We start from the raw sequence: 14,265 nt of genomic DNA, 5'->3' as shown, positions 1-14,265 counted from the left end.
CATCACTGCGGATACGGCACCCAATCCCCGGCATTCAGTCGGACATAAGGCTTATTCTGATACTGGATCACCACCGCATTGGCGTTTTCCGATACCTCCGCCGTCTGCGGCAGCCCGCTGGTGAGTTGATCCCAGTTCACGCTATCTTCCACAAACAGCTTACCGTCTACAGCGCGAGCAACCAGTTCCGAGATAGCCAGATAGCTGCTTGGCTGGGTGATTTCAATGGGCGCTCCCTGATGCGGCGCCTTCATGCCAAAGAACTTAATCCCGGCCGGAACGTTAGTGATGGACGGGCTTGGGATATCGCGCAGACCAGACACCTGCATCCTGTCGCCTTTCAGCGCCCCTCCGTGTTCTGGTACTACCACCACCATCACTTTGCGACCTGATTTTTCCAGCTCGTTGAAGAACGCGTTCAGCTCGTCAAAGAACTTCTGAGCACGGGCCTTATAATCGGCCGTTTTACTCACGCCGGGATAATGGTTCCCGTCGTGCAGCGGCAGCGTGTTATAGAACGTCGCACTACGTGTCCCTTCCTCTTTGCCGACGGTATCTAACCAGCGCTGAAGCACGGCGGTATCGTCATACACCGGCGAGCCATCAAAGCCCAGCAACGTTACCGGCAGCCCTTTCTGGTCCATCAGCGGGGCCTGCATGCCACCCTGTTCACGCACTTCTTTCAGGAAGTTACCGAACTGACCGTTATGGCCCATCATCAGGTGCTGGGTAAAGCCCAGTTTTGCGAGGTTATCAAACAGATAACACTGGTTAGCTGCCGGCTGGTAGAGGTTCTTATGCGAAGGCTGTCCGCAGCTGGCGCGCAGCAGGCGGATAGCCGCCGGGCCGCTGTACGACGTGGCCGAGTTGAAGTCCTTAAACTGAATATCGAAATGCGACCACAGCGGGTGCGACATCAAACCAGCCGCGTCAACGTCAGCCCAGGACAGAGAACAGATGTTAATGACCAGCAGCTCAAACGGCTGAGCATCGGCAGGCAGCGCGTCCGGGAATTTCGTCTGACGCTTATCTTCCGCAGCGTAAAAACTGGAGAGCCACGCGTTCAGGTTAGTGGATGTCGGCGGTGCAGTCTGCGCAGGAATATCCCCAACCACAGGCGTATCCCCTGCTGTCGCAACGGTCGCGGCGGCGGAACCGCCCGTGGTGGTCACGGTTGTCGTCGGCTGACCGGCTGGCCACAGCGAGAAGCTCGGGCCCGTCAGCGTCAGGACGTTAAGCCAGATCATAATCGCGACGACAAACACCGTCACCCGGATCCACTGAGACAGGAACAGCCAGGCGACCAGCAGGACAAATACCGCGCCAATCATCTGCCAGTTAATAAAGCGCTCAACCAGATCGAGCATATAGTCCGCACTGAAACCTGCGACCTGGGAGCCCTGGCTCATGATGCTTTCAGGGCCGGGCAGCCAGGTATCATGCCAGAACAGGGCGAAACCGATGGGGATAGCGACCCAGTGACGTATACGGTGCAGCCTGAGGTTCGGGATTGGCATCAGCAGGAATGCCATAAACACCAGGTTAAGCAGAGGGTGGAAATTAAGATAGCCTGCCCACAGCAGACCAAACTTCACCAGAAAGTAGAAATTCCAGCCGGACAGGCCGCGCCAGTATTGCCAGAGTGGCGAGGGCGCCGAAGAGGTATAGGTAGAATTAGTCATGTTTTCGGTTTGCCTTGACGTTCGGAGCGCGAGTCAGTGTTCCGGCGGGTTTAATATAGCGAGGTTTGACGAACAGTAATCTGATCGTATCGCGAATACGGCGCAGGGAATGGCGTGCATAGTAGCCAAGCGGCAAAAAAATCAGCGCGCACAGAACAACCAGTTGGATGATATCGCTGATATTCATAATGGCGCGCTCTCCTTGTTCTCATCCAGTAAGCGTAGCGGCTCGGGTACCCGTCGCCAGACATGCCCGTCATGTTTCGCGTTCAGAACCGGTTTGGCGCCGCTTGTGACAGGCAACGGTTTGGCCCACTTTTCAGGTGGCAGGGCACGCATCTGGACAAGCTCAGCCGCGATCAGGTTATCTTCAAACCAGACCATACGGTTCGAGAAGATATCCGCGGTAGGAAGCGGGAAGATATGGTTAAGCGCAGTATCCAGATCGTTCACCCGGCAGAAGGAGAGGAACAGCACCAGGCGGTTATCGCCAATGGTCATGATGTCCCCGATACGGTTAGGGCGGCACAGAGTGAGCGCCTGCTCAACGCGAATACCCGGCACGGGGCGCAGGGCAACCATCACCCCTTTTCCGTCTGCCGGTAACAGCGTATTGCTCATCATGTTGCCCACCGCATCGCAGAAGGTGTCCCATTTCTGGTAGCCGCGCAGTTTCATCGGCTGCGTCATTGAAAGCAGGGTGCTGATATCTTCCGGAACATGTCGATTAAACTGCTGGCCCTGGATGCTTTCGATCAGCGTCAGACAGCGCGACAGGGGAGCATTCCACGGAATGACCATATTCGCGCCGCAGCCCAGTAATAAGCGCTCATCGGTGGCGCGCAGGCTGGTATTATTTTCACGCACCACAATTTTTAACGCGCTGCCGCGCTGGCGACGTAATGTGTGAATGTGCCTTGCCAGCGTTTCGATTTGGTTATTCTGGATCAACGAGAAGATAATGGTCGCCGCCTGCGTGGTGCGCGCCTCATCAAATAAGGCTTCATTGGTATCGAACAGTGACCAGTGCTCAGACAGTGCAGGCGCACCTTCCAGTACCGCAATATGGCTCAGAACGCGTTTTTCATCACTGCGTGGCTGAACTACTGTTTCTTCTTGTTGAGCAAGATGCCACTCATCCCCGACATGTTTGAGGGTAAGTTGTTGTCGGGAGCTCACCCCTTTTTCATTGCACCAGAAAGCCACGTCGTAAAGATGGCTGTCGGTCTGGACACGAATACTGGCCAGGCCATAGAGGGAACGGTATTCACTCATTAAAAGTGAAAAAAGCTTGTCATTATTACTGCCTGGGTTAACAACCAATAAGGTGCAATTTTGATTTTTTGCCCATCTGTTGATTCTTTCCAGCCATTTCAGCAGTTTTTCAGACGGGATATTTTGCAGGCCGTTATTAGAGCATTTTAGAATCAGTAAATAGTGTTCGGGAACAATAGAACACTGAATATCGCGGGGTAAAAAGTATAGACTGTCAGCCTCCGCAGGCATGGAAAATAATCGTACTGTCTGGGGCCCACGGTCACTGTCGAGCCTGATGATTGACTTCGGCTCTTCGCCCATCGTAATGACGGCCACGCGGGAATCCTTCCCCTGCGCCGCTATCGTCTGGTTTACCAGACTGATGGCATCTTCATTACGATCCGTATTAACCCACCAGACTCCTCCGACTGGCATGTGGCGCAATTCGTCCCATAATGACTGGATGCCAATAGAAAATATGGAGTCCACGGTGTCCCTCTTTTCGTCGAATTTCTATGTCTCTCAGTTTACTAGCGAAAGCGTAGAAATAAACCTAACATTGAAATTAAAGAACATCAGATTTAGCATGTAAATGAAATTTAATGGCAGGACGCCTCGCTGCATCTGAATCTTATGATTTTACTCAAAGGGATGAAAAAAGAATGCAAAATAACGAACCCGCAACCCCAGTCGACTCAAGTCTGGGTTACACATTCCAGAACGATTTTTTGGCACTCACGCAGGCTTTTTCTTTGCCTGAAATAGATTACACCGATATTTCCCAGCGTGAACAGTTGGCGGCGGCTATTAAACGTTGGCCGTTATTAGCTGAGTTTGCCCAACAACAATAAGGAAGCCATTGATGGCTGTACTAGGATTACAGGGCGTCCGTGGTGGGGTGGGTACAACTTCCGTTACCGCGGCGCTGGCGTGGTCATTGCAGGTATTAGGTGAATCGGTACTGGTCATTGATGCCTGTTCCGATAATTTGCTGCGCATGTCATTCAATGTCGACTTTACGCATGCAAACGGCTGGGGACGCGCGCTTCTGGACGATAAAGACTGGCGGGATGCGGGTTTGCGTTATACCTCCCAGCTCGATTTGCTTCCCTTTGGTCAATTGACCGAAACCGAGCGCGGGAATGAAGCCGCGTACCAGCGCCTGTTCTCTCGCTTCATCACCGCATTGCAGAGCCTGAAAGAGAGCGGGCACTATCAGTGGATCCTGCTGGACCTGCCGCACGGTGCCGCGTCGCTGACCCGCCAGCTGCTGGCGCAGTGCGACCATGTGCTCTCCATCGCGAACGTAGATGCGAATTGTCATATCCGTCTGCATCAGCAGCCGATGCCTGCCAATGCCCATATTCTGATCAACGATCTGCGCATTGGCAGCCAGATCCAGGACGATCTCTACCAGGTCTGGCTCCAGAGTCAGCGCCGCCTGTTGCCGATGGTGATCCATCGTGACGAAGCGATGGCGGAGTGCCTCGCGTCCAAACAACCTCTCGGGGAGTACCGTAGCGATTCACTGGCGGCGGAAGAGATCCTGACGCTGGCCAACTGGTGTCTGCTGCACTTTGCTAAACGGCCGGAGCCTGCCGGGAGTTCAGTATGAGCCGCCTGACTAACTGGCTGCTCATTCCGCCGGTCAGTTCGCGCTTAAGTGAACGCTACCGCCATTACCGTCATCACGGCGCCTCGTCGCTGAGCGCTGCGCTGGGCTGTTTGTGGATGATTCTGGCGTGGATGTTCATCCCCCTCGAACATCCCCGCTGGCAACGCATTCGTGCGCGCCACGGTGAACTCTATCCGCATATCAACCCTGACAAGCCGCGTCCGCTGGATCCCGCGCGCTACGCTATTCAGTCCATCTGGCTACTAACGACCTCAACGGGCGCGGAGAAAAAAACGTCCCGCTGGCGCAGCTTCGATCGTGTGCAGAACCTGCGTGAACACTACCACCAGTGGCTTGACCGGCTACCTGACCGGGTGGGCGACAAAACGGGTCATTTAGATAACCACAAAGAGCTCGGGCACCTACACCCGGGCTTGCGGCGTTTTATTCTCGGCGTGGTTGTGGTGTTCTCGCTGATTCTTGCGCTGGTCTGTATTACCCAGCCCTTCAACCCGCTGGCGCAGTTCACCTTCCTGATCCTGCTGTGGGGCGTGGCGCTGCTGGTGCGGCGCATACCAGGGCGTTTTTCTGCCCTGATGCTGATTGTGCTATCGCTGACCGTTTCCTGCCGCTACATCTGGTGGCGATATACCTCAACGCTGAACTGGGACGATCCGGTCAGCCTGGTGTGCGGCTTAGTCCTGCTGTTTGCTGAGACTTACGCCTGGATCGTGCTGGTGCTGGGTTACTTCCAGGTTATCTGGCCGCTAAATAGACAGCCGGTGCCGCTGCCAAAAGACACGACCCAGTGGCCTACGGTGGACCTCTTCGTGCCGACCTACAACGAAGATCTGTCGGTGGTAAAAAACACCATTTACGCCGCGCTGGGTATCGACTGGCCGAAGGATAAAATCAAAATCTGGATCCTCGATGACGGTGGCCGTGCCGAGTTCCGCCAGTTCGCGGACGAAGTGGGGGTAGAGTACATCGCCCGTACCACGCATGAACACGCGAAAGCCGGTAACATCAACAATGCGCTGAAATATGCCAAAGGGGAGTTCGTCTCTATTTTCGACTGCGACCACGTGCCAACGCGCTCGTTCCTGCAAATGACCATGGGCTGGTTCCTGAAGGAGAAAGAGCTGGCGATGATGCAGACGCCGCACCACTTCTTCTCGCCGGACCCGTTTGAACGTAACCTCGGCCGTTTTCGTAAAACCCCGAACGAGGGCACGCTGTTCTATGGACTCGTGCAGGACGGGAACGACATGTGGGACGCCACGTTTTTCTGCGGCTCCTGTGCGGTGATCCGCCGGAAACCGCTGGATGAAATTGGCGGGATCGCCGTCGAGACGGTCACGGAAGATGCGCACACCTCGCTGCGTCTGCACCGTCTTGGCTATACCTCCGCCTACATGCGTATTCCTCAGGCGGCGGGGCTGGCTACGGAATCCCTGTCGGCGCACATCGGCCAGCGTATTCGCTGGGCCCGCGGCATGGTGCAAATTTTCAGGCTCGATAACCCGCTGATGGGTAAAGGGCTGAAGCTGGCGCAACGGCTGTGCTACGTCAACGCCATGTTCCACTTCCTGTCCGGTATTCCACGGCTTATCTTCCTCACTGCGCCGCTGGCGTTCCTGCTCCTTCACGCTTACATCATCTATGCGCCTGCGCTGATGATTGCCCTGTTCGTTCTGCCGCACATGATCCACGCCAGCCTGACGAACTCGAAGATTCAGGGGAAATATCGCCACTCCTTCTGGAGTGAAATTTACGAAACGGTGCTGGCCTGGTACATCGCGCCGCCAACCATGGTGGCGCTGATTAACCCGCATAAAGGGAAATTCAACGTCACCGCGAAGGGCGGGCTGGTGGAAGAGGAATATGTCGACTGGGTGATCTCCCGGCCCTATATCTTCCTGGTGCTGCTGAATATTGTGGGCGTGATTGTTGGGATCTGGCGCTACTTCTACGGCCCGGAAAACGAAATTCTGACGGTCTTCGTGAGTATGGCGTGGGTGTTTTATAACCTGATTATCCTCGGTGGCGCGGTGGCGGTATCGGTGGAGAGCAAACAGGTTCGCCGCGCGCATCGCGTCGAAATAAGCATGCCAGCGGCCATTGCCCGCGACGATGGACATCTCTTCTCCTGTACCGTACATGACTTTTCGGATGGCGGTCTGGGTATCAAGATCAACGGTCAGGCGAAGGTGCTGGAGGGGCAGAAGGTCAACCTACTGCTTAAGCGCGGCCAGCAGGAGTATGTCTTCCCGACGCAGGTGGTGCGTGTGAGAGGAAATGAAGTGGGTCTGCAACTGATGCCGCTGACCAAAAAGCAACACATTGATTTTGTGCAGTGTACGTTTGCCCGCGCGGATACGTGGGCTCTCTGGCAGGACAGCTTCCCTGAGGATAAGCCTCTGGAAAGCCTGCTGGATATTCTTAAGCTGGGGTTCCGTGGCTATCGTCACCTTGCAGAATTTGCCCCGTCGTCGGTGAAATTAATTTTCCGGTCACTTACTTCACTGGTTTCCTGGGTCGTGTCGTTCATTCCGCGTCGACCTGAGCGAGATGAAGCGAAGCAGGCGGACCCGGTTATGGCTCAACAATGATGATAACGCGATGAAAACAAAACTTTCCTGGTTATGTGCAGTGGCAATGGGGATGAGTGCGCTCCCTGCAACAGTGGCTAACGCAGCGCCTGATAACGCAGCGGCCACGCCCGCGCCAACGGTGCCTGTCGTCGCGCAAGCGACCGATCCGGTTGTAACGGCCGCGCCGGGGCAGACGGAAAACGTCGTCCCGAATCAGCCGACGACGGGGAATACGCTGCCCGCCGACAACCCGGTGGTTGGGCAGGTCATGCCTGGGGTGCCGGGAGCCAGTGCGCCGGTGGTTGCCGAAAATACGCCGTCGCGTGACGTTAAGCTGACGTTTGCCCAGATCGCGCCTCCTCCGGGCAGCATGGTTCTGCGCGGCATCAACCCAAATGGCGGTATCGAATTCGGTATGCGCAGCGATGAAGTCGTGTCGAAAGCGATGCTCAACCTGGAATACACCCCATCGCCGTCGCTGCTGCCGGTGCAGTCCCAGCTTAAGGTCTATCTGAATGACGAGCTGATGGACGTCCTGCCCGTCACCAAAGAGCAACTGGGTAAGAAAACCCTGGCTCAGGTGCCGATTAATCCGCTGTTTATCACCGACTTTAACCGCGTACGTCTGGAGTTTGTCGGCCACTACCGCGATGTCTGTGAAAACCCGGCCAGCAGCACCCTGTGGCTGGATGTCGGGCGTAACTCTTCGCTTCAGATGACCTATCAGCCGCTGGCGTTGAAAAACGATCTCTCCGCCTTCCCGGTGCCGTTCTTCGACCCGCGTGATAACCGTCCGCTGAACCTGCCGATGGTCTTTGCCGGCTCTCCCGATGTGACCGAACAGCTGGCGGCCTCTATCGTGGCATCCTGGTTTGGTTCCCGCTCCGGCTGGCGTGGTCAAAGTTTCCCGGTCATGTACGACAAAATGCCGGACAAAAACGCGATCGTGTTTGCCACCAACGCCAAACGTCCGGCTTTCCTGCGTGACCATCCGGAGGTGAAAGCGCCCACCATCGAGATGATCAGCCATCCGGACAATCCGTACGTGAAGCTGTTGGTGATCTTCGGCCGTGATGACAAAGATCTGGTGCAGGCGGCGAAAGGCATTGCGCAGGGGAATATCCTGTTCCGCGGTAACAGCGTTGTGGTGGACGAGGTGAAACCGCTGCTGGCACGTAAGCCTTATGATGCGCCGAACTGGGTACGTACCGACCGGGCCATCACCTTTGGCGAACTGAAAACCTATGAAGAGCAATTGCAGTCAACCGGGCTTGAACCTTCTCCTGTCAGCCTGTCGCTGAACCTGCCGCCGGATCTCTATCTGCTGCGCACCAACGGCATTGATATCAATCTGAACTACCGTTACACCGCGCCGGCGACCAAAGACAGCTCGCGCATGGATATCAGCCTCAACAACCAGTTCCTGCAATCGTTCAGCCTGACCAGCAGCCAGGAGACAAACCGGTTGATGCTTCGTCTGCCTGTATTACAGGGGCTGCTGGATGGCAAAACCGATGTGTCGATCCCGGCGCTGAAGCTCGGTGCGGTGAACCAGCTGCGGTTTAACTTCCAGTATATGAACCCCATGCCGGGTGGATCGGTGGAAAACTGTATTACCTTCCAGCCGGTGCAAAACCACGTGGTGATTGGCGATGATTCCACGATCGACTTCTCGAAGTATTACCACTTTATTGCGATGCCGGATCTGCGTGCCTTTGCTAACGCCAGCTTCCCGTTCAGCCGCATGGCAGACCTCTCTGAATCGATTGTCGTGATGCCAAAAGCGGCCAACGAAGGCCAGGTTACCACGCTGCTGGACACCATGGGCACCGTCGGGGCGCAAACCGGCTTGCCGGCTATCAACGTGACGGTGACGGATGACGGGAGCCAGATCCAGAACAAAGATGCCGATATCATGGTCATCGGCAACATTCCGGACAAGCTGAAAGACGAGAAGCGCGTCGATCTGCTGGTGCAGGCGGCTCAGTCGTGGGTTAACACGCCGCTGCGTCAGACCGAGTTCCCGAGCATCATGCCGGACAGCGGCGATCGTCAGGCCAATATCAGGACGACCGTAAGCTCAACGGGTCCGATGGCCGCGATTGTCGGCTTCCAGTCGCCGTATAACGACCAGCGCAGCGTTATCGCCCTGCTGGCGGACAGCCCGCGCGGGTATGAGCTACTCAACACGGCCATGAACGACAGCGGTAAACGGGCGGCAATGTTCGGTTCCGTCTCGGTGATCCGTGAGTCGGGGGTAAACAGCCTGCGCGTGGGGGATGTCTACTACGTCGGTCATCTGCCGTGGTTCGAACGCCTGTGGTACGCCCTGTCTAACCACCCGGTGTTGCTGGCCGTGCTGGCTGCGCTCAGCGTTGTACTGCTGGCGTGGGTACTGTGGCGTCTGCTGCGAATCATCAGCCGTCGTCGTCTTAACCCGGACCATGAGTAAGCGGTGATGAAAATCTTTCGCGGGTGTGTAGTCGCAGCGTTGATGCTGGTGGCGGCGAATCTTCACGCCGCCTGTCGCTGGCCTGCCTGGGAGACGTTCAAGCAGGATTATATGAGCGAAAATGGGCGCGTCATTGATCCCAGTGACGCGCGCAAAATCACCACCTCCGAAGGGCAAAGCTACGGACTGTTCTTTGCCCTCGCGGCAAACGATCGCAAGGCGTTCGATCTGCTGCTGGCATGGACGCGCGATAACCTTGCCGAGGGAGATTTAACCCAACATCTCCCGGCCTGGCTGTGGGGGAAAAAGGACGACGAAACCTGGGCGGTTATCGACCCTAACTCCGCGTCTGATGCCGATATCTGGATTGCCTGGTCGCTGCTGGAAGCCGGGCGGCTGTGGAAAAATCCCGATTACACGCGCACGGGTAAGGCGCTGTTGACGCGCATTGCCAGTGAGGAAGTGGTGAAGGTGCCGGGGCTGGGTTCTATGCTGCTGCCGGGTAAAGTCGGTTTTGCCGAAGAGAGCGTCTGGCGCTTCAACCCCAGCTACCTGCCGCCGCAGCTTGCGAGCTATTTCACCCATTTTGGCGCGCCGTGGACGACGCTCCGTGAAACCAACCTGCGTCTGCTGCTGGAGACCGCGCCTAAAGGATTTTCCCCGAACTGGGTGAAATACCAGAAAAAGGGCGGCTGGCAGCTGTCGCAGGATGCATCCCTGATCGGCAGCTACGATGCGATTCGCGTCTATCTGTGGGTAGGGATGATGAACGATAACGATCCGCAGAAAGCCCGGCTACTGGCGCGTTTCAAGCCCATGGCGACCACCACAATCAAACAAGGCTTGCCGCCGGAGAAAGTGGACGTCGCGACCGGGAAACGCACCGGAGATGGGCCGGTAGGGTTTTCTGCCTCCCTCCTTCCGTTTTTACAAAACCGGGACGCGCAAGCGGTGCAACGCCAGCACGTCGCCGATCGTTTTCCCGATAACAATGCTTATTACAGCTACGTTCTGACCCTCTTTGGACAAGGGTGGGATCAGCATCGTTTTCGTTTCACCGTGCAAGGTGAATTACTACCGGACTGGGGCCAGGAATGCGCACGTTCACACTGAATCTACTCACCTTATCGCTTGGCCTGGCGCTAATGCCCCTGGCCCTGGCCGCCAACTCCCCGCAGCAGAGACAGCTGCTGGAACAGGTCCGTCTGGGGGAATCCACCCAGCGTGAGGATTTAGTGCGCCAGTCGCTCTATCGCCTTGAGCTGATCGACCCCAACAACCCGGACGTGATTGCCGCGCGCTTCCGCTACCTGTTACGACAGGGCGATACGGCGGGCGCGCAAAAAGAGCTGGATCGCCTGAAAGGAATGGCGCCCGATTCCAGTGCCTATCAGTCCTCCCGTACTACCATGCTGCTCTCCACGCCGGATGGTCGCCAGGCCCTCCAGCAGGCTCGCCTGCTTGCCACCACCGGGCACACCCAGGAAGCCATTGCCGCGTATGACAAACTGTTTGACGGTAAGCCGCCCAGTGGCGACATCGCGACGGAGTACTGGAACGTGGTGGCGAAAGAGCCAGCCCGCCGCAACCTGGCCATTAATCAGCTTAAGAAAATAAACGCCAGCAGTCCGGGCAACGTCCCGCTACAGTCCTCGCTGGCACAGCTTTTGTTCCAGAGCGGACGGCGTGATGAAGGGTTTGCGGTGTTACAGGAGATGGCCAAATCGAACAATGGCCGCAGTCAGGCGTCGGACATGTGGTACCAGCAGATCAAAGATCAACCGGCCAGCAGCGCCAGCGTTACCGCGCTGCAACAATACCTGAGCGTGTTCAGCGATGGCGATAACGTGACGGCGGCGCGCGCCCAGCTTGAAGCGCAGCAAAAACAGCTCGCCGATCCGGCGTTCCGCGCCAAAGCCGAAGGGTTAGCCGCAGTGGATGCCGGGCAGGGCAGTAAAGCGGTAACGGAGTTGCAAAAAGCAGTCAGCGCCAACCACGCCGACAGTGAAGCCGTAGGCGCGCTGGGGCAGGCCTATTCTCAGAAAGGCGATCGCGCGCGTGCGGTTGCGCAGTTTGAAAAGGCGATCGCCCTCGATCCGCAGAGCGATAACCGGGGCAAATGGGACAGCCTGCTGAAGGTCAACCGATACTGGCTGCTGATCCAGCAGGGGGATAACGCCCTGAAAGCCAACAATACGGCCCAGGCCGAACGCTATTACCAGCAGGCGCGCAATATCGACAATACCGACAGCTACGCGGTTCTGGGCCTCGGTGATGCGGCGGCGGCGCGCAAAGATAACGACGCGGCCGAGCGCTATTACCGCCAGACGTTGCGGATGGACAGCGGCAACAGCAACGCGGTACGCGGTCTCGCCAATATTTATCGCGCGCAGTCTCCGGAGAAGGCGACGCAGTTTATTCAGTCGCTCTCTGCCAGCCAGCGCCGCAGCATTGATGATATTGAACGTAGCCTGACGAACGAGCAGCTGTCAGCCCAGGCCGAACAGCTGGAAAGCGAGGGGAAATATGCGCAGGCCGCAGAAATTCAGCGCCGACGCCTTGCGCTTTCCCCGGGCGACGTGTGGATCACCTACCGACTGTCACGCGATCTGTATAGCGCGGGTCAGCGCAGCAAGGCGGATAACCTGATGCGTCAGCTGGCAAGCCAGAAACCGGGCGATCCGGATCAGGTTTACGCCAGCGGGCTGTACCTGTCCGGTAACGATCAGAACCGGGCGGCGCTGGCGCATCTGAACACGCTGCCGCGCGACAAGTGGAACGGCAACATTCAGGCGCTGGCGGACCGCCTGCAAAGTAACCAGGTGCTGGAAACCGCCAACCGCCTGCGCGACAGTGGAAAAGAGCAGGAGGCGGAAACGTTGCTTCGCCAGCAGCCTCCGTCCACCCGTATTGACCTGACGCTGGCGGACTGGGCTGAACAGCGTGGCGATCATGAGGCCGCGAAAACCGCCTACAACACCGTCCTGCAACGCGAACCGCAGAACGAAGACGCGATCCTCGGCCTGACCGAGGTCTATCTTGCCCAGGACAACAAGGACGCGGCGCGCGCGGCGCTGGCGAAACTGCCCGCGGCACAGAACGGCGAACCGCTCTCCATCAATATGCAGCGCCGGCTTGCCATGGCGCAGGCTGGCCTGGGTGATCATGCCGCGGCAGAAAAGACCTTCAACGCCATTCTTCCGCAGGCCAAATCGCAGCCGCCTTCGATGGAAAGTGCGCTGGTGATGCGCGATGCCGCCCGTTTCCAGGCACAAAATGGTCAGCCTCAGCAGGCGCTGGACACCTGGAAAGATGCGATGGTCTCATCGGGCATCACAACGACCCGTCCGACCGATAACGACAGCTTTACTCGGCTCACGCGTAACGATGAGAAAGATGACTGGCTGAAGCGCGGCGTGCGCAGCGATGCAGGCGATCTTTATCGTCAGCAGGATCTGAACGTCACGCTGCAACACGACTACTGGGGCTCCAGCGGCACGGGAGGCTATTCCGATCTGAAAGCGCACACCACCATGCTCCAGGTTGATGCGCCGCTGTCGGACGGACGTATGTTCTTCCGTAGCGATCTGGTCAATATGAACGCCGGTTCCTTTGCCACCGATAACGGAACCTACGATCCGACATGGGGTACCTGTGCCGAAACGCCATGTCACGGCAGCACGAACCAGTCGGCCAACGGCGCCAGCGTGGCCGTCGGCTGGCAGAACAAAACCTGGGCGTGGGATATCGGTACAACGCCGATGGGCTTCGACGTGGTCGATGTGGTGGGTAGCCTGAGCTACAGCAACGATTTAGGGCCGATTGGCTACACCCTGAACGCCCATCGCCGTCCGATTTCCAGCTCGGTGCTGGCCTTCGCCGGGCAAAAAGATCCCAATACCGACACCACCTGGGGCGGCGTGCGTGCCACCGGTGGCGGCGTGAGCATGAGCTACGACAAAGGCGAAGCTAACGGGATCTGGTCAAGCCTGAGTGCCGACAGCCTCACCGGGAAGAATGTCGAAGATAACTGGCGCGTCCGCTGGATGACCGGCTATTACTACAAGCTCATCAATCAGAACAACGAACGCCTGACGGTGGGCGTGTCCAACATGCTCTGGCATTACGATAAGGATTTAAGTGGCTATTCGCTGGGCCAGGGCGGTTACTACAGTCCCCAGGAGTATGTGTCGTTCGCCTTACCGGTGAACTGGCGTAAACGCACAGAGAACTGGTCATGGGAGCTGGGCGGCTCCGTCTCCTGGTCTCATTCAAAAACAAAAGATGTGATGCGTTATCCGTTACAGGGGCTGATCCCGGACAATGAGCCAGGCCGTTATACCGATAAAGGTGTAATGGAAACCGGAAGTAGCTCGTCAGGGACGGGTTATACCGCAAGGGCGATTGTTGAACGCCGCGTGACGTCCAACTGGTTTGTCGGACTGGGCGTCGATATTCAGGAAGCAAAAGACTATACCCCGAGCCATGCGCTGCTCTACGTTCGGTATTCTGCCGCGGGCTGGCAAGGTGATATGGACTTACCACCGGAACCGCTGGTGCCTTATGCAGACTGGTGATCGGATTTTTTCTTAATCTAATTGTAAGTCTCTCTTAAAAGTGCAGCTATCGGGTATACTCGGGCGCACCAGGTTTACACCCTGGTGC

Annotated in this window: 9 protein-coding genes; 6 read left to right on the top strand and 3 right to left on the bottom strand. The window is 57.1% G+C overall.

Translation table 11 applies throughout. The features are described 5' to 3' along the window. Positions 1–2 precede the first annotated feature (2 nt). Genes bcsG through bcsE form a run of 3 tightly spaced genes read right to left on the bottom strand, consistent with a single transcriptional unit; the run spans position 3 to position 3,428 of the window. Positions 3–1,682, bottom strand: a complete 1,680-nt coding sequence (bcsG, locus tag LOC22_RS09620) for a cellulose biosynthesis protein BcsG (RefSeq protein ID WP_032672219.1) — start codon at positions 1,680–1,682, stop codon at positions 3–5. After that, complete coding sequence (bcsF, locus tag LOC22_RS09615; protein ID WP_017384193.1) at positions 1,675–1,869, bottom strand: cellulose biosynthesis protein BcsF; 195 nt, start codon at positions 1,867–1,869, stop codon at positions 1,675–1,677. The genes bcsG and bcsF overlap by 8 nt, the downstream gene beginning before the upstream one ends. Further along, the gene (bcsE, locus tag LOC22_RS09610) at positions 1,866–3,428 is read right to left on the bottom strand and encodes a cellulose biosynthesis c-di-GMP-binding protein BcsE (protein ID WP_017693805.1); all 1,563 of its coding nucleotides are present in this window, start codon (positions 3,426–3,428) and stop codon (positions 1,866–1,868) included. Before bcsE ends, bcsF begins: the two co-directional genes overlap by 4 nt. A gap of 173 nt (positions 3,429–3,601) precedes the next feature. Between bcsE and bcsR the strand changes: the two genes are divergently transcribed. The 6 genes from bcsR to bcsC are packed head-to-tail and all read left to right on the top strand — an operon-like array spanning position 3,602 to position 14,177. Further along, positions 3,602–3,790: a cellulose biosynthesis protein BcsR gene (gene bcsR / locus LOC22_RS09605; protein WP_003861175.1), complete on the top strand. Its 189-nt coding sequence runs from the start codon at positions 3,602–3,604 to the stop codon at positions 3,788–3,790. Positions 3,791–3,801: 11 nt separating this feature from the next. Continuing rightward, positions 3,802–4,554: a cellulose biosynthesis protein BcsQ gene (bcsQ, locus tag LOC22_RS09600; protein WP_003861177.1), complete on the top strand. Its 753-nt coding sequence runs from the start codon at positions 3,802–3,804 to the stop codon at positions 4,552–4,554. Continuing rightward, positions 4,551–7,166, top strand: coding sequence for a UDP-forming cellulose synthase catalytic subunit (bcsA, locus tag LOC22_RS09595; protein ID WP_023295581.1), 2,616 nt, complete (start codon positions 4,551–4,553; stop codon positions 7,164–7,166). The genes bcsQ and bcsA overlap by 4 nt, the downstream gene beginning before the upstream one ends. A gap of 10 nt (positions 7,167–7,176) precedes the next feature. Continuing rightward, positions 7,177–9,600: a cellulose biosynthesis cyclic di-GMP-binding regulatory protein BcsB gene (gene bcsB / locus LOC22_RS09590; protein WP_071591748.1), complete on the top strand. Its 2,424-nt coding sequence runs from the start codon at positions 7,177–7,179 to the stop codon at positions 9,598–9,600. Positions 9,601–9,606: 6 nt separating this feature from the next. Continuing rightward, positions 9,607–10,713 carry a cellulose synthase complex periplasmic endoglucanase BcsZ gene (gene bcsZ, locus LOC22_RS09585; protein WP_230239506.1) on the top strand — a complete coding sequence of 369 codons (1,107 nt, stop codon included), beginning with the start codon at positions 9,607–9,609 and terminating at the stop codon, positions 10,711–10,713. Beyond that, positions 10,695–14,177 carry a cellulose synthase complex outer membrane protein BcsC gene (gene bcsC, locus LOC22_RS09580; protein WP_203453096.1) on the top strand — a complete coding sequence of 1,161 codons (3,483 nt, stop codon included), beginning with the start codon at positions 10,695–10,697 and terminating at the stop codon, positions 14,175–14,177. Before bcsZ ends, bcsC begins: the two co-directional genes overlap by 19 nt. The last annotated feature ends 88 nt before the right edge of the window (positions 14,178–14,265 follow it).

Origin of the sequence: Enterobacter sp. AN-K1 (assembly GCF_020971765.1) — a bacterium.
Taxonomy (GTDB): domain Bacteria; phylum Pseudomonadota; class Gammaproteobacteria; order Enterobacterales; family Enterobacteriaceae; genus Enterobacter; species Enterobacter hormaechei_C.
This window is presented reverse-complemented; position numbering and strand designations above follow the sequence as displayed.